We start from the raw sequence: 25,475 nt of genomic DNA, 5'->3' as shown, positions 1-25,475 counted from the left end.
TCTGTATCACTTGCGTCTTAGACACATATTAAAATTGTGCCTTTATACTTTATCTGCCCCACCGCCAAACCGCTCTGCCCAAGCAGCGACGTCATCATCTTCTATTTTAGAGAACAGAAGTTCTGGCGCGGCCACTTCGAGACCGATTGGAAGTGCATCGATAAGCTCAGCAATTCCGTTAGCATCTCCAAACGACCATTTCCGATTTTCTTTAGGAATATTTAGGGCCGCTAGAATTTTCTCAGCCGTATCGGGTATAATAGGCTGAGCAATAATGGCAAAGAGTACGACAAGATTTAACCCGGTCCGTACGCCAATTGCGGCCATTTCAATATCCGTTTTATAATGTGTCCACGGCGCTGCTTTTGTTAAATATTCATTTCCCGCCGCCCAAATGGCCCGGGTTTCTGCCATGGCCTTTCTAAACTCGCGCGCTTCGTAATAAGCGATTAGCTGTGGCAAACGTGTCTGAAGCTCAGCAATTATCCAGGCCTCCGCCTCTCCCGCTGCGCCGCCTTCTGGTATTTTTCCATCAAATTTACCGACACAATATTTTGTGATGCGATTGACGAAATTACCCAAAACATTGGCAAGATCTGAATTAATAGAAGATTGGAACTCTTCCCAAGTAAATGCCGCATCCGAGCCTTCTGGCGCATTCGCCATAAGGTACCAGCGCCAATAATCACCCGGTGCTAACTCGCTTGCCTGATCCATAAACACGCCGCGACCCTGAGACGTAGAAAACTTGCCGCCATACCAAGTCACCCAATTAAAGGCCTTTAACTGGTCAACGAGCTTCCACGGTTCTTGGCTCCCTTTAAGGGTCGTAGGAAAGGACAATGTATGGAAAGCGACATTGTCCTTGCCCATAAATTGCACATACTGAACATCTTCAGCGCCTTTATCAGTGCGCCACCAACGCTCCCAGTCACTGTTATTTTCTGCGGCCCAATCCTGCGTGGCACCAATATACGCAATGGGAGCGTCAAACCATACATAGAAAACTTTCCCGTCAAAGCCTTCCCGAACCGCGCCATCTGCATTGACGACGGGAATACCCCAGTCGAGGTCGCGTGTTATTGAGCGGTCACGCAATCCTTCATCAAGCCATTTCATCGCAATTGACGTTGCCAATGGCGGCCACCCCGTGGCTTCATTTACCCAATTCCGTAAATTGTCGCTCATTTTCGATTGCAATAAATAGAGATGATTTGTGTCGCGGATTTCGACGTCATGGCTGCCGGATACGGACGAATATGGATTAATCAGATCAACAGGGTCCAAGAGCTTACCGCAATTATCGCATTGATCACCTCGGGCTTTTTCAAACCCACAATTTGGACAAGTCCCTTCTACATAGCGGTCTGGTAGATACCGCCCATCAGCATTTGAATAGACTTGTTTGGAAACCCGTTCTTCAATCAAACCATTGTTTTCTAACACGGTTGCGAAATGCTGCGTCAGTTTTGCTGTGGACGCCGCCGATGACCGTCCAAAATAATCATAGGATAATCCGAAATGTGCACCAGCCTCTTTTTGGGCTGCATGCATTTGTTCGCAATATTCTGCGACGGGCATATTGGCCGCCTGAGCCGCTAACTCTGCTGGAGTGCCATGTTCATCCGTGGCGCATATGTATAACACTTCATGCCCCATTAAACGCATGGCGCGCGCATAGACATCGGCGGGCAACATTGACCCCGCCAAATTACCTAGATGTTTAACGCCATTAATATAAGGCAATGCAGATGTAATAAGAATTCGAGCCATAATGATGGCTTCTACCGTGCCGCCTTCAGCGTGCAAGCGTAAATCGCGCTCAAAACAGTATTGGCACGGATCGAACTCCAAAAATTTGCTAATCTCTCTAAATCAGAGTAGTTTCTATCTAAGGCCAAAAGGCCATTAATATAAGGGGAAACACTATGCCAACAATTTTCAACACGAGCTGGCTCGCCGTCATTCTAGCGACCATCGCTTTCTTTATGCTGGGGTGGCTATGGTATGGGCCAATATTTGGCGAGGCTTGGATGGTGGCCGAAGGCATCACAGAAGACATGGCTACGGCCCGACTCGAGGAGATGGGTATGGCACAATGGTTAGTATCGGCCATTCTCATCACTTTGGGTCAAGCCGTAGGCGTCCTCATGGTGCTTCATTTGGCAGGCGCTAAGCGTTTGCCAGCCTGTTTAAAAACGGCCTTTTGGTTAGTCGTGACAATTGTCGCGCCCCTCTTGGGATATGCAAGCGTTTATGGCGGATATCCCCTGAATGGATTTTTCATCGATCTAGGCCATTTTTTGGTCGGTTATCTAATTATGGCAGCCATATATGCGGCTTTTCGCGGTAAAGACAAAGTCACAGTCGGTGACACATAGCACGTAAATTCAATGAGAGTTTTCACGGAAATGTAAAAGCTCTCATTTTTTACAGAAAAGACGCAATAATCCGCTTGCCACAACGCCACGCAAAAGCTAAGAGGCGCGCCATCCTACCAGTGCCCCTATAGCTCAGCTGGTAGAGCACCTGATTTGTAATCAGGGGGTCCGCGGTTCGAGTCCGTGTGGGGGCACCATTTTTCTCAGTAAAATCAATAACTTAGACGATTTTTAACAATTGTCATTTTGAACCGAAAAACTCAAGGGACCAAATAGGGACCAATTGCAGGTGATATCTACAGTATCGTGGTGCATTTCTTTAAAATTAAAGCTCTGTAAGACTTCTCAAGAAAGCCATTGAAATCTCCAATTTCACAGAGAATCAGTAACGTCATCCATTGAGTATTTTGAAATCACGCTGGATATGAAATTTCCTTTATTCAACTATGATAGATAGACTAGCTAAGCCTATTCTAGAAAGTTGAGATACCGCTCCATCTAAACTTTTAAATGATCGTGGTTCATAAGGGTTTCGTGAGCTGCAAAGAACAAGTTGTTGCCCCTCCCATTCCGAACATGACCCATGAAACTCAATTGTATAATCACCCTTACTCCCTAGGATTTTAGCCCTATCAATCATTTTTTTTTCAACTCTGATTCTAGCCATAGATTCTAGAATGCAATTGCTGCCATCAATTCCTGAAATCATGATAACCTACCTTTTTACAATATTCATTATTGAAACAATATTAAATATTGTTTCAATAGTCAATAACGAAACACATCGAATTCAGTCCATCATCAGAGATGAATTGACAAAACGGCACTTTTACATTATATCACATATGATATATGAGTAAGTGGACAATTGAAGCCCTACCCGCTGCAAGGCGCGAAGTTAAATCACTACCTCGCGACCTACAAGCGCGTTTCTTCCAAATTGGCGACATGCTCACTGAACACGGCCCACAACAAGTGGGCATGCCGCATGTGCGTCATCTTGAAGGCGGCTTGTGGGAAATGAAAATGAAAGGAAAAAGCGGTATAGCACGCGCTATCTATTTCACAGTCGTCGGCAAACGCATTGTTGTTTGTTCTGCCTTTGTAAAGAAGTCGCAGAAAACGCCTAAGCAGGAATTGATTAAAGCTAGAAACCGCATGAAAGGATTTGAACCATGAGTACACAGACCCACACTTTCAAAGATATGAAATCAGAGTTTTTGGCGGATCCCAAGAACAAGGTCGCTTATGATGAATTTACTCCGGAATATGCTGTGGCAAGCGCCATGATTAAAGCGCGCGCCGAGGCTGGTCTTACCCAAGCTGAACTCGCCGAGAAAGCCGGTATGACGCAAGCCCAAGTTTCAAGGCTCGAAAGCGGTCAATGGCCCACGCCAGCAACAATTAAGAAGCTGGCGCGGGCCTTAGGGAAACGCGCAGAATTGCGTTTCGTATAGGGCTATTGAGCCTTCGGACGAGACCAAACCAAGTCAGCGCCGTCTTCGCGGTCAAACAATGCCGCATTGATTGGCTTATTCATTTCAGGCCCGTCAAGTTTGACGCTGATATAGTCCATAGGTTCACTGTCATCTTGCGGATCGGACGTTTCATTCCAAGCCACGCCGATGTCACAGCGACCAGATTTCACAAAGAAATCCGGTGATGCCTCAGTCTTCTTTTTGTCGTTGGGGACAAACCTAACTTTGCGGCTTGTCATTAACGTCGTGATTGTGCCCTCATAGCCTCCGGCTTTTGTAGGGCTGAATGTTCCAATGGTTGCCATAATAATTCCTTTCTCTGGCTTCTTGGGGATTAGGCCAGCTCACGCTTGGCCTTCTTGTAACCGGCATCACTGGCAAGAAATCCTGCAAGCATTGACGGAATAAGGGCGGTGATATCTACTTTCTCGCCGTAAGCCTTTTCATAGACTTTGGCATAAGCCTTCAAATCCGCTTCTAGTTCAGGCATCACTGTAATCGTGTGTTTAACGGGCTTCATATTAGGAAGCTTATCGAGTTTGATTTTGGGTTGGCTCATCGGCTTTCTCCATAAGGTTTAAGAATAAGATCGCGGGAGACGATGACGTTAAACCGCCAGCCCTGCCGAACGCGCAGGGTCGGTTGAACATTCAGATTGCGGTCAATAATTCGCTGTCCTGCAATGTTGGCCGTGTCCTGCCCCGCATTTTGCAACGCGCGAGTCAGACGATCACCGTCATCACTCGCAAGCTCAGACCCTACCGAGAGAAGAGATGATAAGGCCGCGCCTTTAATGAATTGCCACGTATGGCGATCCACTTTGTCTTTCAGGCCCGCAAAACCTTGGCCGTCGGAGCCAGGCAAGTTATCGAGCTGTATGCTATCACGCTGTCATAGCGGCCCTTGGATGCAGTTCAAAGGCTGCGTAGGTCCGCAGGCCGTCGCGGCTTAGAGCACGCGCTGAGTCATCTCCGTCTATACGTTGGAATGAGCGGCGGGTGATCGACCCAGTGGCTCTCTCCAAAAGTCACTGGGTAAGCCTGTGCCGGAATGCGGAATTGTCTGCTGAGAAGCAGACGCCTGAAATAGACCCGTGGGTAGCGGGATGCGTCAAGGATGGCCGCCGCATGGCCGAGACCGCGAAGCGGGCTTGGTTCACAACAGCCTAGCCCGAAGCGGTAGCGCAGGGAGGCGCCCAACCAAATAACTTATGGCTTTTTACAAACCTCAGACAACATTTGAGAATACAGATGCGAATGATCTCCTGAATGATTACTCATTCCAACTTTTGTCAGATAACCCGTACGTGGAGGGCAACGACTGTAAATTCGCTTTTCGGGATTCTCTCGCCATCTAATATTAAAAGCGCCTAGCTTCGGATAAAATTCCAATCCTGAATAGGGTAAATTGTCGTGAATGTACCACGCCATAGATTCCCAATCCTGCGTTCTTTCATAATATGGAATGAAGCTATTCACGACCACAGTAGCGGTTGCGCCCATATTCCCCTCTTTATCCCTATAGTCCCATATATGGTCAGCTAAAGTAATTTCATTGCGGGAACAGGCTAATTTATTCTCATTCCCAAATTTATTTACACTTGGGCTTCTGTAAGCTGAACGTATCGAAACCTTACCAAATTTGGCTTGTAAGGGTTCCAGCAGCTCTGTGCAAAGTTTTCGGCCTGCAGCGATCGCGAGGTCCGGGTTGTTGGGAATATTTGGAAGTCCATGGAAGTTTGCAATTTCCGAATAAAGCATGTCCCGCATGAAGAATGAGGGAGATAATTGAACACGCCCTAAATCCGTGAGGCTTTTTACTGATCCAGGTTTTCTCATAATAAGTCCAATATTCTCTAACGCGTTAGATATACGAGATCCCCAGTCACCCATCCCAAATAAAGAGTCTTTACGGTTGCTAAATCACTCTTAATCACATTTTCCAAATAGGCTCCATCACATCGCATCAAATCTGCAAATGCCGCATAATCACCAAACCATTTATGTGTTTGGGAAAAACTATGAACCAGCATTATCGCCATATCCGCCTTGAACCTTTCAACCTCTATTAACGCTGATGCCGTTCTATGAAAGAGCTGATAGCATAAATGAACAGGCGGACTTTCGGATAGACCCAGTGTTTTCGTCAAATAAGTCAGTCGCTCAGTCTTTCCTTTTGACGCCGGGTCAAACAATATGGAAATCGGATCCCCAAAAGGTTCTTCCACGTTTCCTTCTATCATAATAACCGCAGTTTGATTCCCAGTTCAAGCCAATACAAGTGCATCATTTTGACTTTGCGTCCGGCCGCTCGGAAGTGGAAATTTATATTCCGGAATTACGATTAATGGGTCAATTTTGCCCTCAAAGGCCGAGCTTAAAGCCTGCTGGATACGCGGCGGCATCCCTGCATTCTCTTCCCAAGCATAAGCCATCGACTTGGCCGAATACCCAGTCTTCCAATGCAATATGGGGTCAGCTAAAAAATCACGCCAATCATCGGCTCCCCGCGTGGGTTTATATATGTTGCTCATTTTATTCCTTGTTTTACTCCAAATGATAGTTGATGCACCAACTTGAAGCCAACTACTCTACCCCACCACTAACCCAAATTCGGATAATCTTTCAGCGCCGTAGAGCCTCTCAAGTATTTCAATCTGCTTTGCCGCTAATATAAAGTGTTCATCCTTGGGATGCTTGGCTGGATTTAATGTAGCCATACCCGATTTCAAAATATCCCGACATACGCCATTCTCTAAAATCCCCTCAACACCTTCAAAAACAAAGTGTCTTGGTATTACGACGCCTTCTTCAAGGATAAGTTCATGTGCAGATGCACTTGCAATTAATGCATAAGCTGACCTTTTTGTCGGTTTTCGATTTTGTGTATGCGGCACTGAGTGTTGCAATTTTATCTGACCAAACGGTTTAATGGGAACGCTTTCAACGCCTCCGATGCTTTGTAAAAAACGATTGAGTATTGCTCGCTTCGGATTATTCTGTGGCGCGCCTGATAAGGTCGCTCCATGACGGGCCTTGGACAGTGGCGCTGGCCCTCTCGCCGAGCCTCGACCAGGATCTAGATTGCTTAGACATCCGCCATCGCAAAATCGTTTATAATGCTCAATTAATCTATGCTCGAAATCTAAGCACGCATCTTCACCTTCAAATATATCTGCAAGTTTATAATAAACAGCCTCACCATTCCTGCGTATCTTTCGTATAATGTTATTTTTATGTGGATTATTCTGAAATAATCGCGGACCTTGCTTGGCCTCAGATATATGATTCAAAGCCCGCAATCCTTTACCTTTTCCAATGTAAAAAGGCTCGCCACTTGGGCGGCAAAGCGCGTAGACGTAATAAGATGAAATAGATTTCAGATGCGCTTTGAGTAAGGTTTCATAACCTTCAAAGATCCAATCTTCATTCCACGTTCTCTCCATAGCTACCGATATCAAGACAAACGCTCTTACGCAAGATACAGACAGCCATCCATAGATTATCTGAATTTAAGATAATCTAAAAAGCAGATTACCTGATGCCCCTCTACATGTGTCCAGAGGGTAACTTGAGTAAAACATTAGGAACATCACGCCATAGAGCGCTTATCGCGTTTCTAACGCAAAAGCGCAAAGACGCCGGACTGAGCCAATCAGAACTTGCTAAAGCGCTTGGCGAATATCAATCTTTCGTCGCCCGCATGGAAAGCGGCCTAAGACGTGTTGATGTGGTGGAATATGAATACCTCGCCAAAATTCTCAAATTCAACCTGTATGAGTTTTTCACGCATGAAAACAAAACAAAGATACCAAAGCCATAAGCCAAAAAACAAGCGGATCTTTACAAACACTTTGAAAGTCTGAGAACTCTATCTATTCGTCGCATATGGCACAGTCATAACTTTTTAATTTGGATACCATTATCCCGGCCGAGGCCACATTTAAGCACTCGGCCCTTACGCGGGCGCTCCACCTCACACTAAATTATTGCAAAGAGAAGGACGGCATAGAACTGACGCAAACGGGACGATTAAAGCGCAAATATGTTGACCCACTAGCTCGGTAATATGATTGACCGTATTATTATATTGAGGAGTATTACGCCGTTTCAACAGGCATGAATGCCGATGATTTTCCACCTGTTATTATAGTGCATGAACTTTTGCGTCATCATAAATTAGTGCTCCATTTTAAAGGCACTCTAAAGCTCACGAGAATAGACCAGAGCTTATGCAATAACATAAGCGCTTTATATAACATGATAATTCCGGCCTACTTATTTGAAGTCGATCATTTGGCCTTTTCCCGTATGCGCAGCAGTCCCGTTGGCAATTGGGATATATGGATAAATGTTTTACATCGCGCAGCAGACACGCCTGCCAGACTTGATAGACTTCATACAGAGTTTTACGGCCCGACCGATAAATTGAACGCTTACAGGAAACCAGCACAAGCTATACCACTTTTATAACGGCGTCATTGAGCCCTTAATGCTGTCCGGTTTTTTACATGAAACCAGACCCGCTAATGAAGGCGTTGAAGCGCGTCTTATTGCAAAAATGCCGCTTTGGCGCCTCATGTTGAGCGCCTAGCTAATCTTAGCATAATCGCAATCAGGCCTTTTAAATTTAAAATCACCTCATTATATCAGAACGTCATAAGGCTCTAACATTTAAAATAAGTCACTTTCTATCAAAGTATGATTTTAAATTATCTTCTATTTCTGAGTTTTTTTGGCGAATGTCTTTCAAGAAATAACTTAGGTTTTCGGTAAACAACTTTGCCTCCTCATCAAGGATAGCCAAAACACAATTTTCAGGTTTTATTGTCAACAAATGACGATGAAGCTTCCCAATTATGCTATCTTCAACAGAATTGACTAACGTCTCCTCCGAATATTGAAAGCTTGGGTGAAATACCGGATTATAATTATCATACAAATCACTGACCTCAACTTCTTTCAGCCAGCTTCCGCTTTTATCACAACGATGAGCGAACAGACTATTCGCTGAGCGTGACTTTAAAGGAAAAGCGGTCTGAATAAGCGGTGAAAATTTCGAAAAATCATTCTCCCATTCGGCTTCATCGTAGAGAGCAAAAAAACCAATACGACCGTGATCCACAAATTGAATGTCACGATTACCATTGAAGGAATAAGACTTAATTTTTTCCGGTAGAAAGGCAGAATAATAAGTTCCACCAATCGTGTGGTCACCCGAAATGATGATATGCGGTATGACCTCAGAACCATCAGCGCTCGGTAATAAACTCATATACACTCGGTGAAACGAATATCCCGCTGCAAAGCTAATTTTCATGTCGCTAGCTTGCTGTTTTATAAGTTTGGACCAGCCTTCATACTCTTTTCTACAATGCTCATATTTAAAATCATGGTCATATATTTTTATTCCTTCCGATGGCTCTTCAAAAAAAGGAAAGTGACTAAATTGGGTTTTCAAACTATCTGAAAATTCAGTCCAAGACGCAGGCTCTTCCATCTCCCAATTTTTTAACCCAACCTCTTTAGGATACTGAACCTTAAAGATGGGATTTGGTAAAAATAAATTTCCTAAAAAAACAGTCGGCGCTAGAACTATCAGGTCAGAATCATTCATGGAGTATTTAAAAGATAAATGCTCTTCTAAGCTATCGTAATTATTCTTATTACCGGAAAGTGAAAACCCTACAGGCCACCCATATTTATTTACCTGTGCTAGCTCTCCTTTTTCATATGACTTAAGTTTAACGTCATCATCAATGTTGATGCGAGGAAGTGCGCGTTGAATGGTTTCCTCATCAGTAGCAGTAGGGTCTAAATGCTTCCAACTTACGCCATAAGTTACAAGGGTTTTATAATAATCAACTAAGTTATATTTTTTCGATATGGATGCGCAAAGATTTTCTACCAAATTGAAGCCAGAGTTTTCTAAAATGGCTACTTTTAGATAAGCGGGCTCTAGGGTCGTTTCTTTGACCAACATAGCTAAAGAGTCCACTCGCGATAATCCCAGTGATTGCGCAAGTCGCTTAAAATCACCTCCTGACTTAGCTAAGTCGTTGTTTTTCAGATCTCGGACTGTGCGCCCCTTGACTTCCTCAGGTAAGACGACCCAACGCTTTCTATTTTTTATTTTTGACTCCGCTAGGTCACCATACGCAGACTCAAAAATACGTCTGATAAATTTTTGCGGTGACATGCTTCCTTTTTTTTCTGAAACAAAAAACCCTAGATTCTGAGCCATCTGCCATGCATCCGCAGAGGATAATTTTGAATGAAGGGTGCCTTCAACATTATCCCAGGTATCAGTTTTAACACCATCTGATCTTTGTTTTGTCATGGCTGACCTCCTGATTAATTGCAACGACGTGTGCGTTGGGTTTTATGCATGGCCGTAACCACAACATTATCCTTAATAATGACGCATAAATTTCGAATTTTGGACAAGATATCCGCCGGAATAACACCCGCAGTATTTAAGGAATTAAATTCACGAGTTGAAATATATACACGCTCACTTCCGCCGCCTGCATATTCGTAGCGATCAGCATATTTAAAGAGGTAATCCATATATATGCCTCTAATTCCACGTTGTTGCATACGAGTTGTTACGTGTTTTGTTAGATTTAAAGCTTGTTTAGTCATGTTGTTCTCCAGTTACGTATTGATAACTAGCAACATCAGTTTTTCATGCATCCACTATACGAGGAAATTTTAGAGTAAGTAAATGAGGAAAAATTAGAAATATAATGAGTAAATACTCGAGTGAAAGTGACTAAACGAAGCCCAACTCCTAACTATCACAATTTCTACGAACCGAAACCGTTGAATATTCAGGTGTTTTCAAGTACGCAAACTTAATCAAAATATCATATCCAACAGAATTGATGTTGTGAGCCCTGCGGCAATGTCATTTGCAGATGTACGCAGATCATCCGCACTAACATCCCCTTTGGCAATTTTCTTTGCGTTTAAAGCCGCAAGACTTAGAGCTGACACAACAAAGGCATCACCCATATTGTCAAGAGTTCCGTCACCTTCAAGCTCCTTTAGCCTCTCTTCAACATCGGCCTGCAATTGCGCATTAGAAAACCCTGAACTTTCCACCCCATCAACACGGCTGGCAGCTTCTTCTGTCGCCAATATTGTAATATCAGGATATTTACTTTGATGCTCAATTATCAGCGCTTCTGAAACGACGGCCTTTAACTGAACTTCTTCAATGACCTGCCCATCCACGATAAATTCAATGTCACTTCCGGGATGATTCAGGTCTTCAAAAAGCCTCGCCGAAACCTCGTCCCCATCCATATTTTCAGCCTGCTTAACAATAAGTTCATGATATTTTCCTTTCGTTGTCGCAAGGACACCCCGCATTTGGGCTGGATCACTATTTCGTAAATATGAAGAGAGTTCCGTAATATCGGCCTCTGATAAATCTGGGATAGATAATCTAAGAGCTTGAAGCACGAGATCTTCTTCCAACGTCCAGTACCGCAGCCTATTACTCATCAAGCGCTCGACGCACACGGCAATGACGACAGAAGCTAACCGGGATTGAGGTTCACTATAAGATGTTTCTGAGTTGTACTCCAAGACATTTGTTGCCGCTGCATCTTCAAGCTTATCTCTAGCAATCTTAGTCTTTCGCCAAAAGTCTCCAATAACTTTACGCCCCAGACCCTTTGCATTACCCGTTAAGTTCTGAATTTTTGGAGCCGCACTTGTAACCGCCGTCGCGAGTCTACCTTCCGGTTTTAATAAATTATGGTCACGGACGCGATCCCAACGCGGCTGCGCCATTTCGTCTTTGAATACGCCCACCGCTGGCCTCATTTTCTCAGTGCTTGTTTTGATAAGTTTCTTGCCGTGCGTCCCAATAGTTTTTGAAACGCCGTCAACTGTGACGATGACAGCTCCTTCGACCTTTTCAAGAGCATGCGGCTGTTTGAGTTGTTCCAACTGTTTAAGTAAAATCAATTTAGCTTGACCTTTAACAGTCTCATTTTTCTGGCGGTCAAACCTCCTTACGCAGTCGGCAAGTTTTAGATCACTTACCTCCTGCGGCGCAACGCTTTGGCGTAGCGCTTTAACTACGAGATTATGGACCGGAGAACTAGCTGGCGCGACACCTGCCTCCAATCGCGTCATAACGTCATTTAAGGCGCGATTTGTGATGCGCTCAACGGCCTGTACAAGTCCCCAAAACCTTCTTTTTAAAGCAGCTCTTGACGCCAATGAAAGTTTTATTGAGTTATTGACATCTTGAACGACTTTTTCATCGATAAAGACATTCGAACCAAATTCTTCTTCCAATAAATCCTGCAAAGGTGCGAGCCCATCAAAAGCATATAGAAAAATATCTTCTCGTGAATATGCGTGATTTTCAGATGTAGTTTCCAACGCATCTGCCAGAGGCGCGACTAGGCTATCAATCATACTCAGAATAGACACTTCATTATCCGAGAGCGTTTTAAACTTGCGGGGTTTTCCATAAACCGTTGTCTTATACATCCAACCGACGGCTTGGCAGGTCGCAAAGCCGATCGCGCCTAAAACCACAACTCCTGTTGCCATGGAGCCAAACCCTAGAAACGCCAATTGCGAGCTCGTGAGGGCCGCCCCGCTTAAAGTTGATATGGCTGTCCCAGTACCGGCTGTGCCAAATAAAGTGACAATCCCTAATGTAGAACTGGTTGCGCCAACATAGACGAGTCCTTTAAGCGCCCTTGTGGAGTTCACCCTCACTCGCCGCACTTCGTCTATTGATGTTTGTAAAATGGCAGCTTTAATACCTTCAAGGCTATCCAAAACATCCGCTAACAGATTACGGTAAGTTTTGTTTTTCATCTTGGGCCTACCTCACAATATCACAGAAAAAATTAATCTGTTCCATCTGCTTCAAACTATTGACGCTGGTTTGCGCCAGCTTCGGATTCCCCACGACAATCGCTAAAGCTTGCGCTCGCGATATCGCCACATTCATCCTGTTCTTAGAAAACAGGAAATCTATACCGCGCGGACTATCTGCGGCATCTGAGGCGCACATAGACAGAATAACGATAGGCGCTTCCTGGCCTTGGAATTTGTCAATACTGCCAATCTTCGCACTGTCTCCCAGTGCCGCCCGCAGTAAATTAACCTGATAATTATATGGCGCAACAAATAGAACATCGCCCCATCCAATCACCCGTTCATTCCCCTCAGGGTCCGGCCAATAAGGACTGCCGATAAGTTCATTGGCGATGGCTGAAATGTGTTCCACTTCCTCGGGACTGCCTTGCGTATTTCCCTCATGGGCAACTGGGACAAAACAGACACCTGATGGCTGCGTAATTAACGGCCCAGAAGTCTCTACAATATGCTTATGAGTCACTTCGTCAGATGACAGTTTACCCTCATAGACTTGCCGTGAAATCAAATCACACACATTCGGATGCATCCTAAACGTCTTTGGCAGAAACACACCAATATCGGATGGGATAGTGGCATGATCTTCAAGTAAGTAATCCAGAATAGACATCCCGCTCTCTCCGGGATGCGTGCCTTGGATAGGCTGGCCGAGCTGCATCTGGTCACCCATGAGAATGATATTGCTGCAGGATTGGCTCATACCGATCATATTGGCGACAGAGACTTGGCCCGCCTCGTCAATAAATAGATAGTCGAAACTGTCTTTGACGTGCTCATTACTAAAAGCCCATGCCGTACCGCCAAAGCAGCATCCATCTTTCGGTGTGAACTTTGTTACACTGGCAACATAGTTTACATTGTCCCTGTCAAAGATTTCATCCTCTTTATCGCCGCCCGCTTTGACTATGCTGCAATCAATACTCTCGCCATCAACATATTCAGCCACGCCTTTCATCAGATTGATAATCGCCTTATGACTATTAGACGAAATGCCTACCCGTTTGCCTTGGCGCAGGAGCTCACCAATAATATGCTTAGCGGTATAGGTTTTTCCTGCGCCTGGCGGTCCTTGAATGCACAGATAGCTATTGTCCAGATTTGTCGCGGCCTGAATGATTTCGGCCATAAAATCAGCCTCAGTCCTGATAATGTCACCGCCTGAAAAACCAGTAATACGGGGGCGAGAGCGGGTTAAAAAATCCACAATCGCGCAAGGCTCAAAATCAGTCTCAAATAGTGTTTCGATGACGGCCTTAATCGCGCCTGGAATAGGCACGGGCCTGACATATTCATCAGGTAGGATGCTCAATCTATTGGGCAAAGGCTCCTTATATTGGAAGGAAATCAATCCGGCATCGGGGTCATAAGCATAGCGGGAGATCTTCATATTCTCTTCGCCCAGAACATAGAACTTCTTACCCGAGCCTTTGAAGGGTTGGTTCGTATCGTAAGCATATTCATAGACATGATTACGCGCGCGCGATGTAGGCAGATAAGGCTCGGTAGCCGTTCGGGTCAGACCTGCGAGGCAGTCCATATCATCAAAAAATTCAGGCTCCGTCCATCCAAGCCGCTCATAGAGTCGCCACCATGTCGGCTTGTTCTCACGGCGATGAAACTCCAACGACCAAGCTAAAACATCCAGCAGCGCCGCGCGTTTCACATCCTCTTGCGTTTCAGACGCCTCTAATAAACGGTCTCGTAATTGGGTGATGTCTGTGACCTCTTCAGGCACCTCTTTCTCGCCTTCGCCGTCGGGCACAAGATAGGCAATATTATGCTTGGCCTGCTCATCCCGCAGCCAGACAGTCAGCTCCTGTGTGCTATCACAATCATCAATATTATAATCCCGAATAGAGTTCAGAACTTTCGAAGTTTCCCATGTCAGCCCATCTGGATCCTCACGCCAGTTCTCATAGACGACAATACTTTCACCGCCGGAGGCGACGTCAGTGTCGCGTTTACCGCGATAAATATGCTCAACATTTTTAATGGAGTAACGCGGCTCGCCAATCATGATGCCGTGGCGCACGACATTATACAAATCGACAAAGACATTATTGCGCAGAAGGTTATCAACCTTCTCTTCGCATACGCCATAGCGTCCCATCAACTTGCGTATGGCCGCTATCTCATAATTGGCATAATGATAGACATGCATGGTTGGGTCTTCGAGCCACAGGCCGTAAATCCAATCAATGAACTCGGTGAATATTGTTTTTTCTTGCTTATAATCGTGCGCCCAAAACTCTTTGAACTGTTTCGTGCCGCTTTTATCAAAATAAGTATTGCCCCAGAGATATTCGAGCCCGCCTTCAATATGGGGGCAGCCCTCAATATCAAAGAACACATCATTCCCACTATGGGGCGGGAGTATCGCAAGACCGCGCTGCGCGCCCGTTTCATGCGGCAGAATAGTATAATCAGGTATCTCCTTACCCCTCGACGCGATTTGCAATTTGGCTTGGGCTTTTGCCCGTGCAAAGACATTGCCGCTCATATTGGGAATGCTCGTAAGCTCGCTATCCGCTAAAGCCTGCATCGTGAAAATACCGGCTTTCTCTAAATTCTTGACTTGCGAGCGAGAAATATTAGCCACGAGGGAAAGATGATCACGCTCAACAAGCTGCTCATGGGCAAGGTCACTCCAGCGGCCATAGCTCTTACTGATATTTGGGTCCGGCAAGCCTTTCGGAGGCTCCGCATGAAATGCTAAAAATGCTGATTTCAAATTCTGATAATAGGCAAAGTAATTATCGACATTCAGCCGGGCTTCTGTTTCGTCACCTAACACGACAACCATCTGCTTGGGTCTTACCCCCTGAATGGCTTCCAGCATTTCAATGTAACAACAGAGCTGAATGGCAAAATAAGGTTTGAGCTTTTTAGAGAGCTTCGTGTCCCAGACCTCATAGTGATAATTGCCAAAATTAGAGGCCCCAGGCACGCGGACCAAATAATCCGTAAACCCACCAAATTGCCCTAAAGAGAGGTAACCCTGCGTGATAACTTCTTGCCCAGCTTTCATAGCCTCTAAAGTGGCATCAAAGGTCTGCTGAGGCGTGGCCCGCTTCGTCTCCAGAACATCCTTGCCAAGAGTCTTGAGCCGCTCCGTAAAGGCATCCTCATGGGCGTAACCTTTTTGCTGCAAGCTCGCCAACACCACATCTTCGGCATCCATCAATTCAGCGATAGACTCATCTCCGAGCTTCAACCGCTCCATTGCAGAAGCATATTCTGACTCCATGAATGTGATGAGGTCCGAGGGTGAAAATACAAGCTGTCCGGAAGATAAATACACTTTGCTTATACCTGCGCAGCTAAACTAGCGTGATCGTACCTTTGCGAGATTTCGGTCCCACTAAGCGAATTGCCTTGCAGCTGGACTATCGACAATAAGCTTTCCGCCATTTTTGTTTCGTCTAGAATATCGATTGTAGCCACTTGTAATTGGGTATCCGAATTCTCAAAGGTCCAACTTGCGAATGCACCCGATTTATCATGCATTTGTGGGTAGAGCAGAATAGTTTTTGTGGCATCATAGACTCTTGCATATCCATGCATTTGGTACGCGTCAGCTTGCGAAATACCAAAGTTTCCTTTTGAGAAATCGAGCGTCTTCCATTTAGTATCAATTATTATTACTTCGCCATGCCCCTTCACATAGATATCAGGTTTGGTGATGAAGGCGCGTCGCCCTTCCTTGTCATGCACTAAGGCTTTTTGCGGTTTTTGGGTCCAAACAGTGTAACCCATCGGTCTCAAGGTCTTTTGCGCAAGGCGAGTTACATAAGCTTCAAACAGTTTATTCATATCAAAGAGCAGGGCCACACCCTCGCGCTTCCCACCATGAACTGTTTGATACAAAGATTGCAGAAGTAACCTCGCGAGTTTCTCGCACACACTCCATCTTTGGTTTTTGCGATCCAGGATTATCGGTTCTTGGAGTGCCTGCTGAACTGTCACTGGCGAAACCTCGGCGAAGTGAGCATCAATTTCCGCTAGGAGACGCTGAGTGGTGGCAACATTAGTCTTTCTCATCAAGAGAGACGTCGCGCACGCCAAGAGCCTGTTCAGCGCATTATCAGCGCTAAACTCATCAAATTCGCAAGCAAGAATTTGAGGCGTAGCCGCGAATTTTGTGAACTGACGCGTCACATCCAATTTGCCCCGCAGTCGTGCCAAATCATCAGTCTGCCGTTTATAATTACGGGTCAGTCCTTTTCGAACTTCGCTTGCTAATCGGCGCGCAAATACAAGTACAAGGATTTCAAGAAAATCCTGGTCTTGAGAATTGAGAGGCGTTATATCACCGTCATAAATTGGAATAGATAGTGCCGCAGCAATCATTTTTATCAATGTGCCGCGTGTCTCTATATTTTCACTTTTGTCAATCTTTGGCAGAATTTCAAGCCTGATTCCGGGTGCGGCAATGATACCCACAAATTGCGATGCTTTTATCCTGTTGCGTCCGTCCCACGCAAAAGCATTCGCTCCCATGGATTTTTGAGCGAGGTCTAATGCCTCGACGTCCGCTTGCATCAGACGCCCCTCGGCAGGTTTATCAGAAATACTCACATAAGCGTGCTCAAAGATCGTCAGCGTTCTCACGATTGATAAACCGTTTTATAAGCCTCTAAAGGAAAGGGCTTAACTTTAACTTTGTAACGAAATCTTTCTTCTTCCTCAGAGCCTTGCATTGTTGGAGCAATAAGTTTTTTCTTCTTTATAAACTGATTGCCTTTATCATTCAGCGCGACACATACTTTTTCCCAATCTTCATAAAAGTACTCCGTAAGTAGGGGTATTATTTTGTCGCGCATTACTTGGTCTAAATCGTCTTGAGTCTGAACGCTTGTTAGAAAGCTGTGACCAATTTGATGATCCCTGTCGAACATCCATTCTATACGGGCATTAATTGCTTTCAGAAATTTTCCTAGATGAATGCCTTCGACCTTTCTATCAATCGGGGGAATATCATAGCGCGGCATCATTTCTTTAAAACTAAACCTCCGCCGTAACGCTGTATCCAAAAGCGCAATTGAACGATCCGCTGTGTTCATCGTTCCAACGATATAAAGGTTTTGTGGCACACCGAATTTGTCTCTGGAATACGGCAGAGTGACTTGTAGAGCATTAGGCCCTGAACCAATTCGTTTATCGGGCTCAAGAAGCGTAATTAGTTCACCAAAAACTTTTGATATATTAGCGCGGTTTATTTCATCAATAATAAGAACATAATTTTGCACTTCATTATTAGCGAGATTGGACTTACCTGTCTCGCCAGCAGAGATTAAGCGCTCAAGAACGTCAAAATTTATTTGTAATTTATCTAGTCGGTAGCAACTCGATTGGGTGAACTTTCCCGACTTAATGTTTTCTACAGGCAATGACTCTTCTAAAATCTTCAGCCATTTTACTTTTCTTCGGTGATGGTAATAATTACCTTCATCGAAAGGGTCTTCCCCATCGTCACTAGGTTCTGCATATTCGTAATTACCAATTATTTGCCCTATTGCGCGAAAGGCAGAATTCCCATCAGAGACTATTACAATATCGCCAATAGACATGTCACACCGAAACTTGCGAAACTCCCTTATCCCACTCGTCATATCTTGCCCATTTACGCCAAGAGAATCCCATTGAGCTTTTACTTTGTCATACTTATTGAATTTAGGATCAGACCAATCAAACTGCCCTCCATATCCAAGAGTTATGCAATCCTTTTTTAATGATGCAGCATAAATATGCGGTTCGGTCTTTGCGTTCCCAAGCGACATCTTAAAGATCGCATGCTTATCAAGGTTAATGTCAATTTTTGAGTTATGGGTTCCACTTTGCTTAGCAAGAGCGCAAATATTACGAAACAAGCCATTGCGTGCGACAAGACGAAAGCCCCCACTAGATGCCCCTTCATCTGTGTCTCCATCTGTGACCGGCCGTAAGCCCTCCACAAATTCTTCATAACCCATTGATTGGTGAAATGTTGTAAAGGCTATACGTCCTGATTTAACCAAGTCTCTATAACGATCCATCAGAGCACCACGATCAACGGGAGCCTGTCCATCACAAATTTTCACTGCAATTTCTGAACTTGTCCATGTTTTGCCTGTCCCAGGAGGGCCATATAATATGAGGTTCTTAGGATAGCTGTTTATAGTAATCTTTAGCTGTTCTTTAGAGTCCTCGTCATGAGCTTCGCTATGTTGTAATAGCTGATCATAGTAATCGAAAATGTCGACACCATTTCTTTCACCTATCAAAATCTCATGGCATCGGCTAAGTGGCGTGCTCGGTTTAATGTTTGGATGGGTATCACGAATTGAACGTGCCGCATAAATCGGAACAACTATTGGCTTGTTACGATCCTGATATAAAAAAGCTACTTTCCAGGAAACGACGTCACCAATGGGCGACTTATCAATTAAGTCCAGACGGCCATTTTTTACATTCTTTATAATTTCCAAAATCGCAGATTTAACATTTTTAAAAGCTGTTTCTGGGTCGTCCCCAAATTTGGCATACCAACCATAATCGTCTGAGTAGGACCGTGATTTATCTGCTGTTTTCTCTTCTTTTTTAGCTCTTTTGAAAATGCCAAATTTGAAAGCAGACCCACCCCATATAGACCCGAGATCATTAGTTATGGACTCCAACCAATAGGTAAAAGGGTATTCAGGATTATCACCTAATCTGTCATCCGCACTACTTGTATACTGAGTTAAAGTGAGGGTCTCTACAGCCTCAACAGGCCATGCTTCAAGAAATTCATCCCACAATTCATACCTGTTGGCCTTCGAAACCATGTCTATATTCTCCCCACTCGCGTCTTATTTCCGCACAACATCAATTAACTTATCAAAGCTGTCGACCACGTCGTATTGTATCTTTGGGGACTGCATCTTCGCGAAAAATTTTCGGGCACAATCTATTTTCCCAAGTTCTTTTTGGCGCAAATCCATAGAGCGCATTGAACCTTTTGTTTCAGCGACGAAATAGATATGTTTTACGGCGTTCTCTTCAAAAGCGATGGCCCAATCGGGATTATAATTGCCAACAGGCGTAGGAATATAAAAGCCGCCTGGAAGCTTGGCGTAGACAACGACGTCTCCACTTGCATCGAGCTCACCTGAGAATTTTCGCTCTGTACCAGAGTCGCTGATTACATATTCATAGACATGTTTCTTAGCAGGTTTTGCACGTTTCAATCCGTCAGGTATGATTGTGGATTTAGTAAAAATATCAGCGTCACTGAATGTTTCATCGAGAAGGTTATAACTGATATGCTCGACAACTGCCGTGGCCTTTTCGTCATCAACGACTTTGGACACTTCTGAGATGAACATCTCAGGATTGTCCCTGTATGTGCTAAAAACAGCAGTGCTAATTCCTTGCAAAATCCGACCTACAGTTTTGCGTGTTAGAGCGGTTTTCTTTGATATATCTCCGACGAGGTCATATCGTACATTGGAAAGCCCTAACGATTTTTCACCAAATGCGGCTTGATCTTCACGCACTTCATTTCCAAAACTTTGACCGCTCTGAAGGTCATCTGCTGAGAAGCTATCTCTTTGCTCGCCTTTTTTGACGGTATAGGTTGTTGCAACGACACGAACATTTTTATCGATGGCCTTTATGCAATTAGCGATCAACTCATCCGTATCGAAATCCACCAGATAGACCGCTTTGCGATTGATAGTTTTCCAGAGCTTCTGAAATTCTTTTTTAGCGAAGTTATCCTCGTGGCGCTTGTTTTCCAGCTTGGCCAGGTCGTCATCAATTGATGGCAGGCTGGCATCCGACAGTACGCTATCGATTAGAGCAAAGGCCTGTACTGCATAAGGCTCAATTGTCTCCGGTAAGGCCGCCAAAGTTCCATTCTCTTTATCGGTTTGATAGGTCTCATTGAGATGATCATTATCATCCGTATAATCATTCTTGATGAGGTAGCGATAAAGCGCGCGGGCCATGGCCTCATCAACCAGCACATTATCACCGCCCTCAATTTCAAATATCTTGCCTTTGAAATAAGCTTCATTCGCTTGTTTGGGCCGCGCCTTAAGGCTCTCCCGAGTTTCCTTCTGAAAGCCGTCGACAAAGTCTTCATAGCTCTCACTGGCGATAACGGTAAGGACATTGATAGTGTGGACAATAGCCGGGTCATCCATGCGGTCGCCTAATTTGTTAACGCAAATTCGTAGACCCCGCCCGACTTCTTGACGCCTTGAAATATCATTGCTGCTTTGTTTGAGCGTGCAAATCTGGAAGACATTAGGATTGTCCCAGCCTTCGCGCAGAGCCGAATGAGAGAAGATAAAACGTACAGGCTCCTCGATAGATAAAAGCCGTGCCTTATCCTTCAGGATAAGCTCGTAGGCATCAGACGCATCTTCGCCCATAGCATGGCCTGCAAACTCCCCCTTTTTTGCTTCCTTCGGGTCTTTGAGCTTACCTTTCTTATCGACAGAAAAATAACCCTGATGGATTTGCGAAGCCTCATCACGGGCCAAATAAGCCATATAGTCGGGGTCATCTAAAACACCTAATTCATCCACGGCGCGTTTATACTCTTCTTCGAAGATATGGGCATATTCACCGCCCGTTGCGCCTTCATCCCCGTAAATGCGATATTTAGCGACACTGTCTATAAAGAATAGAGAAAGCACTTTTATACCTTGAGAAAATAGTCGCTTTTCTTTCTCCAAATGGGCGCGGATAGTTTCGCGTATCTGAATGCGGCGCAGTGTATCTTCGGTGACATCGCCATAAACCTGTCCGACCTTTATTGGGTCCTTTGCCGTGAAATGTACCTCGTTCCGATCCGCGCGAATATCCGAAATGACATAATCCCCATACGCACCAATCCCGCCAGAAGCATCTGAAAGGTTCGTGCCTTTATCGCCCCAGATAGATTTTCGTTTTACGGTTCCGCTAGCGGTTTTACTCTCAATACGTAAGCGCACCTGCGGTGGCCTAGTCGTGGAGACACGGATTTGCTCCGCATAGAGATAATCACTCGTCCCCGGCAAGTGACGGACAGTTATCCCGCGCACGGCAATCTTCTTGACCAACTTTTTGTTATAGGCATCAAGCGCATCAAGGCGGTGCACCAGATTATGAACCGTTTTGTGGGTTGCAGAGTAACGCAGAGTGAAAAGTGGATTAAACTTCGCTAGGCTTTCAACCGTCTTTGTTCCCTCCATCTTTTGCGGTTCGTCCAAAATAAGAATGGGACGGTTGGCGGCGATCACATCTATCGGTCGACGTGATTGAAACTCATCCAGTTCCATAAAAATACGGCGGGCATCCTTGCCAGTCGCATTAAAAGCCTGCGTATTGATAACCATGACCTGAATGCCGGCATTGGAGCTGAAACTTTCCAGCTTATCCAGATGCCGCGAATTATAGATAAAGACATTGGCTTTCGTCTCATAATCGCTTTGGAAGTGATCAGCCGTGTCAGAGAAGGTTTTATAGACGCCCTCACGAATAGCGATGCTCGGCACCATGACGATGAATTTGCTCCAGCCATAGCGCTTATTCAGCTCAAAAATGGTTTTAATATAGACATAGGTTTTACCCGTGCCTGTCTCCATCTCTACATCCAGATTAATCCCGCAGATTTTAGGCGCGGCGAGCTTCCCGCCATTAAACCAGTCCTTACCATAGGCATCGCGTAGAGCGCCCTCGCGGGTCATAGCGCGGTTTTTGGCAATGCCGCGTTGTTGAACCCCATTGATGTTTTTTAATACATCGCCTTCAGTGAGGCGGATTTCAGTGTTCCGCAAAGCTTCCAGCTCATAGTCTTGCCGCAGGCGCTCGCCCTTTTTTATGAGGCCCGGATCCATGCGATAACGAAACCCGCTCTCGCGTGGCTGGCCTTCAAAGCAGTCGACGACAGCGTCCACCGCCTCGCCCTGATAGGCCATATGTTTGAATATCTGACGGGTCATAAGGCCTAGATAACTTTCATGTCCGTATGACCATCTGTCATTTGCGCAAAAAGCTGTCCGGCATTGATTTTCATATCATCAGATCCAAACCCATCATCTCGGAAAACAGCCCTAAGAGGCTTTCGTTCTGCCATAGCTTTTATGATGTTTTCGGTGATTTTCAGATCAAAACAGGCGGCCAGATTATCCTCGCCCACCCAATAAACGGTTTTACCGTCAATCACCTCTAGTGTAATGGGCAGTGCCAAATCCACACCCCAATCTAACATGACCTGAAACAAAAGATCTTCAGCTGTACGGTCAGGCTTAATGTGTTCCACAGCATCCAAGAGACTGCCTTGTTCAAGCTCGCCCGGCGCATAATAGACATCATTCATATTAGAACTGTCGATTTTTAGGACACGGAAACCTACGTCCAACGTCCCAGCTTGGTCAGAATTTTCTTCCAAAACTTTCTTACCCGCTTGGCGAATGCGTTCTTTGGATAATTGAGAAACGTCGTCAAAATCGCTGGCCTCTTTTAATTCAACATTTGTTGATGCATTCCCAAGCTGAACACTAATTACTGTTCTTTCTCCAGATCGCGTAGACTCGACAAACGATGCATTGTGAGTTGATCCCGAACCCGCAAAGAAATCTAAAACTATGTCTCCTTGTTTGGTGCAGTGAAAGATTAAGTCGCTAAGGATTTGAGTCGGTTTCACAGTATCAAATGCATGAATTTTTCCATCTAAGAGACCTGAGAGTTCTTTTTTCGCACTTTCCGCTGTTCCGCAATCTTTTGAAAAAAAACCCCAAAACGGTTCTGTTATAGAGCCTCTTTCGTCACCGGGGCGCATCTTAAACACCGGTGTTTGTCCATCTAAAAAAACATCATCGCGTGATAAAAACTTCTCATAGGTTTCTTTCCCGACTTGCCATTGTCGTCCTTCTGGGGGAGATATCTCTAGCATGTCGTATATCATCGTTTCGCGACCTCGTATTCCTTGGGCGCTCATTGCTTCCTGTCTGTGCAGTCGATATTTACCTTTTTCATCAATTTCGGGATAAGCCTTCTCCCCTGCAACTCTCAGATTAAATCTTCTTCCCGATGCCCTAGTATAGAGGAGAATATACTCTACTTTTGGCTGTAGCTTATTATATGCGCCTTGGGTATTTTGAGACTTAGTTTTTGACTCCCAAGCTATTGTTCCTACAAAATTAGTTTTTCCAAATATTTCGTCAAGAATAATTCTGGCGTTGTTTATTTCATTTTCATCTAGGCTAATCAAGAAATTGCCATCATCCCTTAGTAAGTTCCGCGCAAGCTTCAAACGCGGATACATCATTGAAAGCCAATCAGAGTGATAGCGACCATTGCTTTCAGGGTTGGCGACTAATTTCCCGCCCTCTTCATCCACCTGTCCGCTATCCTCAAGATAGTCCTGCTTATCGCCTGTAAAATTATCCTTATAGATAAAATCCTTACCCGTATTATAGGGCGGATCGATATAGATCATCTTGACCTTGCCCAAATAGGTTTCCTGCAAGAGTTTGAGCGCGTCCAGATTATCGCCTTCGATAAACAGGTTTTTGGTGGTGTCGAAATCCACACTCTCCTCGCGGACCGGGCGCAAAGTTTTCGTAATCGGCGTATTGGCCGCCAGCATAGCTTCGCGTTTGCCGGGCCAATCCAGACGATAGCGTTCTTGCGGTCCTTCAACGATAGAATCAGAGAGCTCCTGCTTCAGCGCATCAAAATCGACGACATGGGTGAGCTTGCCATTTTCATCCCGGCCCTCGGTCACGACATTCGGAAACAGTTCTGCAATCCGCGCGACATTGGCATCAGTGATATTGGGCGTCGTCATATCCAGTTTTTCTATATTTTGTTTATTGTCCACGGGAGGGTCCTACATTTGTCTGACGTCATGATATTCTATTTCAGCTTCAATTGGCAAAAGGCTGTGAAGCGAAAGAAACTTGATATGATTCTCTTTAAGATACACGAAATTCAAACCATTTATCTGGTTTTCTAAAAAACGACCAAAAATAACGATGTCAACCTTGGGGAGAGCCAGAGGGTTTAGGCGTATTCGAAAACCTTTCTGATAGCGCGTAATTTTCATTACCTTGCACAAGACATGAGGTAGGCCAAGCTGCGTCATATTTTCTAGGGTCGAGCCAATCTCTGGAGTGGTGCCGGGTTTTTCAAAAATGCTCTTTAAATCGGCAAGTTTTATATTTGTTTGTTCTGACGATGCTCCTACTGGCTCCGTATTGGAAGTAAGGCAAGCATGCTTTGACCAAGTTGGTTCCAAAGTATCAAATAAAGCTTGTCTGCCATTTGAAGACTGAAACTTATAAACCGCACTATTGCAGTCAGGACAAATATAATTGGTCTGAATTGGGCTGCGCTTTTGCTCTTCAATGATTTTCAAATTTTGCGCTATATGTGCTTTTTTCTTCTTGCGCACTAATATTAAAGGACGTCTCTCAGGGATAGCCCTTGGGGTGTATTTTTGGGCAGCTTTTGCGGGTTGGCATTCCGTAATGATATCCGACATGCATTTATGCGTAACCCATTTATAGCCAACCCTATCAAACCATGCATGCTCATGTTTCTCTCGTGAATAATAATAAGTTGGCCTGTCACATTGTGGGCACGGGGCGCCACGTGTTATGAATTGATCGCCCCAATTGGATCCTTTTTCAGCAACCAGCTTAGCAAAATCATAGCGCTTTCGGATATCAGGAAGAGCATTCTGTAGA

At 44.9% G+C, this 25,475-nt stretch carries 21 protein-coding genes, 1 tRNA gene and 1 pseudogene; 7 read left to right on the top strand and 16 right to left on the bottom strand.

What is annotated here, in order from left to right; translation table 11 throughout:
- Window positions 1–42 precede the first annotated feature (42 nt).
- Window positions 43–1,773, bottom strand: coding sequence for a methionine--tRNA ligase (gene metG / locus DES40_RS12645; RefSeq protein ID WP_121102997.1), 1,731 nt, complete (start codon window positions 1,771–1,773; stop codon window positions 43–45).
- A gap of 155 nt (window positions 1,774–1,928) precedes the next feature.
- Here metG and DES40_RS12640 point away from each other — a divergent pair, with 155 nt between their 5' ends.
- The 4 genes from DES40_RS12640 to DES40_RS12620 all read left to right on the top strand — a co-directional run bounded on the left by DES40_RS12640 (window position 1,929) and on the right by DES40_RS12620 (window position 3,838).
- Window positions 1,929–2,381 (top strand): DUF1761 domain-containing protein, encoded by a 453-nt coding sequence (locus DES40_RS12640; protein ID WP_121102706.1) that lies wholly within the window; start codon window positions 1,929–1,931, stop codon window positions 2,379–2,381.
- A 121-nt stretch (window positions 2,382–2,502) separates the two neighbouring features.
- Window positions 2,503–2,578: transfer RNA gene (locus tag DES40_RS12635), tRNA-Thr, on the top strand.
- A gap of 655 nt (window positions 2,579–3,233) precedes the next feature.
- Complete coding sequence (locus DES40_RS12625; protein ID WP_121102704.1) at window positions 3,234–3,560, top strand: type II toxin-antitoxin system RelE/ParE family toxin; 327 nt, start codon at window positions 3,234–3,236, stop codon at window positions 3,558–3,560.
- Entirely contained in the window at window positions 3,557–3,838 is a 282-nt protein-coding gene (locus DES40_RS12620; RefSeq protein ID WP_121102702.1) for a helix-turn-helix domain-containing protein, read from the top strand. The genes DES40_RS12625 and DES40_RS12620 overlap by 4 nt, the downstream gene beginning before the upstream one ends.
- Window positions 3,839–3,840: 2 nt before the next feature.
- Here the strand turns inward: DES40_RS12620 and DES40_RS12615 are convergent, their stop codons facing one another.
- From DES40_RS12615 to DES40_RS12605, 3 genes are read right to left on the bottom strand one after another with little or no spacing between them, the layout of a single operon-like run.
- Window positions 3,841–4,164 (bottom strand): DUF736 domain-containing protein, encoded by a 324-nt coding sequence (locus DES40_RS12615; protein WP_121102700.1) that lies wholly within the window; start codon window positions 4,162–4,164, stop codon window positions 3,841–3,843.
- A 29-nt stretch (window positions 4,165–4,193) separates the two neighbouring features.
- The gene (locus DES40_RS12610) at window positions 4,194–4,418 is read right to left on the bottom strand and encodes a DUF2274 domain-containing protein (protein ID WP_121102698.1); all 225 of its coding nucleotides are present in this window, start codon (window positions 4,416–4,418) and stop codon (window positions 4,194–4,196) included.
- On the bottom strand, window positions 4,415–4,738 hold the full coding sequence (locus tag DES40_RS12605) for a TrbI/VirB10 family protein (protein WP_121102697.1): 324 nt from the start codon (window positions 4,736–4,738) through the stop codon (window positions 4,415–4,417). Before DES40_RS12605 ends, DES40_RS12610 begins: the two co-directional genes overlap by 4 nt.
- A gap of 119 nt (window positions 4,739–4,857) precedes the next feature.
- Here DES40_RS12605 and DES40_RS13415 point away from each other — a divergent pair, with 119 nt between their 5' ends.
- Entirely contained in the window at window positions 4,858–5,028 is a 171-nt protein-coding gene (locus tag DES40_RS13415; RefSeq protein ID WP_233345632.1) for a hypothetical protein, read from the top strand.
- Between the two features lie 39 nt (window positions 5,029–5,067).
- Here the strand turns inward: DES40_RS13415 and DES40_RS12600 are convergent, their stop codons facing one another.
- The 3 genes and pseudogenes from DES40_RS12600 to DES40_RS12585 all read right to left on the bottom strand — a co-directional run bounded on the left by DES40_RS12600 (window position 5,068) and on the right by DES40_RS12585 (window position 7,304).
- Window positions 5,068–5,697, bottom strand: a complete 630-nt coding sequence (locus DES40_RS12600) for a hypothetical protein (RefSeq protein ID WP_121102695.1) — start codon at window positions 5,695–5,697, stop codon at window positions 5,068–5,070.
- 17 nt (window positions 5,698–5,714) lie between these two features.
- Window positions 5,715–6,392: pseudogene (locus DES40_RS13510) on the bottom strand (DUF6946 family protein).
- 57 nt (window positions 6,393–6,449) lie between these two features.
- Window positions 6,450–7,304, bottom strand: a complete 855-nt coding sequence (locus tag DES40_RS12585) for a GIY-YIG nuclease family protein (RefSeq protein ID WP_121102689.1) — start codon at window positions 7,302–7,304, stop codon at window positions 6,450–6,452.
- A 107-nt stretch (window positions 7,305–7,411) separates the two neighbouring features.
- On the opposite strand from DES40_RS12585, the gene DES40_RS12580 reads away from it, so the two are divergent.
- Together DES40_RS12580 and DES40_RS13110 are read left to right on the top strand one after the other, a co-directional pair.
- Window positions 7,412–7,681 (top strand): helix-turn-helix domain-containing protein, encoded by a 270-nt coding sequence (locus DES40_RS12580; protein WP_121102687.1) that lies wholly within the window; start codon window positions 7,412–7,414, stop codon window positions 7,679–7,681.
- Between the two features lie 437 nt (window positions 7,682–8,118).
- Window positions 8,119–8,331 (top strand): hypothetical protein, encoded by a 213-nt coding sequence (locus DES40_RS13110; protein ID WP_147405915.1) that lies wholly within the window; start codon window positions 8,119–8,121, stop codon window positions 8,329–8,331.
- A gap of 211 nt (window positions 8,332–8,542) precedes the next feature.
- On the opposite strand, the gene DES40_RS12570 is transcribed toward DES40_RS13110, so the two are convergent.
- The 9 genes from DES40_RS12570 to DES40_RS12530 all read right to left on the bottom strand — a co-directional run bounded on the left by DES40_RS12570 (window position 8,543) and on the right by DES40_RS12530 (window position 25,270).
- Complete coding sequence (locus DES40_RS12570) at window positions 8,543–10,198, bottom strand: hypothetical protein (protein ID WP_121102683.1); 1,656 nt, start codon at window positions 10,196–10,198, stop codon at window positions 8,543–8,545.
- A gap of 14 nt (window positions 10,199–10,212) precedes the next feature.
- Window positions 10,213–10,503 carry a hypothetical protein gene (locus tag DES40_RS12565; protein ID WP_147405914.1) on the bottom strand — a complete coding sequence of 97 codons (291 nt, stop codon included), beginning with the start codon at window positions 10,501–10,503 and terminating at the stop codon, window positions 10,213–10,215.
- A gap of 216 nt (window positions 10,504–10,719) precedes the next feature.
- Window positions 10,720–12,708: a hypothetical protein gene (locus tag DES40_RS12560; RefSeq protein WP_121102679.1), complete on the bottom strand. Its 1,989-nt coding sequence runs from the start codon at window positions 12,706–12,708 to the stop codon at window positions 10,720–10,722.
- Between the two features lie 7 nt (window positions 12,709–12,715).
- Window positions 12,716–16,018, bottom strand: a complete 3,303-nt coding sequence (locus DES40_RS12555; RefSeq protein ID WP_233345630.1) for a TM0106 family RecB-like putative nuclease — start codon at window positions 16,016–16,018, stop codon at window positions 12,716–12,718.
- Between the two features lie 59 nt (window positions 16,019–16,077).
- Window positions 16,078–17,349, bottom strand: coding sequence for an McrC family protein (locus DES40_RS12550; protein ID WP_147405913.1), 1,272 nt, complete (start codon window positions 17,347–17,349; stop codon window positions 16,078–16,080).
- 29 nt (window positions 17,350–17,378) lie between these two features.
- Window positions 17,379–19,577 (bottom strand): AAA family ATPase, encoded by a 2,199-nt coding sequence (locus DES40_RS12545; protein WP_121102673.1) that lies wholly within the window; start codon window positions 19,575–19,577, stop codon window positions 17,379–17,381.
- Between the two features lie 24 nt (window positions 19,578–19,601).
- The gene (locus DES40_RS12540; RefSeq protein ID WP_121102671.1) at window positions 19,602–22,724 is read right to left on the bottom strand and encodes a type III restriction-modification system endonuclease; all 3,123 of its coding nucleotides are present in this window, start codon (window positions 22,722–22,724) and stop codon (window positions 19,602–19,604) included.
- Window positions 22,725–22,729: 5 nt separating this feature from the next.
- Entirely contained in the window at window positions 22,730–24,607 is a 1,878-nt protein-coding gene (locus tag DES40_RS12535; RefSeq protein ID WP_233345628.1) for a site-specific DNA-methyltransferase, read from the bottom strand.
- 9 nt (window positions 24,608–24,616) lie between these two features.
- A complete protein-coding gene (locus DES40_RS12530) occupies window positions 24,617–25,270 on the bottom strand; it encodes a hypothetical protein (protein ID WP_147405912.1) in 654 nt (217 codons plus the stop codon).
- Between the last annotated feature and the right edge of the window lie 205 nt (window positions 25,271–25,475).

The organism is Litorimonas taeanensis (assembly GCF_003634015.1).
GTDB classification, from domain to species: domain Bacteria; phylum Pseudomonadota; class Alphaproteobacteria; order Caulobacterales; family Maricaulaceae; genus Litorimonas; species Litorimonas taeanensis.
Note: the sequence above shows the minus strand (reverse complement) of the source record. Positions and strands in the feature narration are given on the sequence as shown.

Excerpts from the sequence above, each read along its gene's own strand:
- DES40_RS12530 (WP_147405912.1), bottom strand. The coding sequence starts at position 25,270 with ATGTCGGATATCATTACGGAATGCCAACCCGCAAAAGCTGCCCAAAAA.
- DES40_RS12640 (WP_121102706.1), top strand. The coding sequence starts at position 1,929 with ATGCCAACAATTTTCAACACGAGCTGGCTCGCCGTCATTCTAGCGACC.
- DES40_RS12570 (WP_121102683.1), bottom strand. The coding sequence starts at position 10,198 with ATGACAAAACAAAGATCAGATGGTGTTAAAACTGATACCTGGGATAAT.
- DES40_RS12620 (WP_121102702.1), top strand. The coding sequence starts at position 3,557 with ATGAGTACACAGACCCACACTTTCAAAGATATGAAATCAGAGTTTTTG.
- DES40_RS12560 (WP_121102679.1), bottom strand. The coding sequence starts at position 12,708 with ATGAAAAACAAAACTTACCGTAATCTGTTAGCGGATGTTTTGGATAGC.
- DES40_RS12625 (WP_121102704.1), top strand. The coding sequence starts at position 3,234 with ATGAGTAAGTGGACAATTGAAGCCCTACCCGCTGCAAGGCGCGAAGTT.
- DES40_RS12585 (WP_121102689.1), bottom strand. The coding sequence starts at position 7,304 with ATGGAGAGAACGTGGAATGAAGATTGGATCTTTGAAGGTTATGAAACC.
- metG (WP_121102997.1), bottom strand. The coding sequence starts at position 1,773 with ATGGCTCGAATTCTTATTACATCTGCATTGCCTTATATTAATGGCGTT.
- DES40_RS12545 (WP_121102673.1), bottom strand. The coding sequence starts at position 19,577 with ATGGTTTCGAAGGCCAACAGGTATGAATTGTGGGATGAATTTCTTGAA.
- DES40_RS12600 (WP_121102695.1), bottom strand. The coding sequence starts at position 5,697 with ATGAGAAAACCTGGATCAGTAAAAAGCCTCACGGATTTAGGGCGTGTT.
- DES40_RS12615 (WP_121102700.1), bottom strand. The coding sequence starts at position 4,164 with ATGGCAACCATTGGAACATTCAGCCCTACAAAAGCCGGAGGCTATGAG.
- DES40_RS12540 (WP_121102671.1), bottom strand. The coding sequence starts at position 22,724 with ATGACCCGTCAGATATTCAAACATATGGCCTATCAGGGCGAGGCGGTG.
- DES40_RS12580 (WP_121102687.1), top strand. The coding sequence starts at position 7,412 with ATGTGTCCAGAGGGTAACTTGAGTAAAACATTAGGAACATCACGCCAT.
- DES40_RS12565 (WP_147405914.1), bottom strand. The coding sequence starts at position 10,503 with ATGACTAAACAAGCTTTAAATCTAACAAAACACGTAACAACTCGTATG.
- DES40_RS12610 (WP_121102698.1), bottom strand. The coding sequence starts at position 4,418 with ATGAGCCAACCCAAAATCAAACTCGATAAGCTTCCTAATATGAAGCCC.
- DES40_RS12555 (WP_233345630.1), bottom strand. The coding sequence starts at position 16,018 with ATGGAGTCAGAATATGCTTCTGCAATGGAGCGGTTGAAGCTCGGAGAT.
- DES40_RS13110 (WP_147405915.1), top strand. The coding sequence starts at position 8,119 with ATGATAATTCCGGCCTACTTATTTGAAGTCGATCATTTGGCCTTTTCC.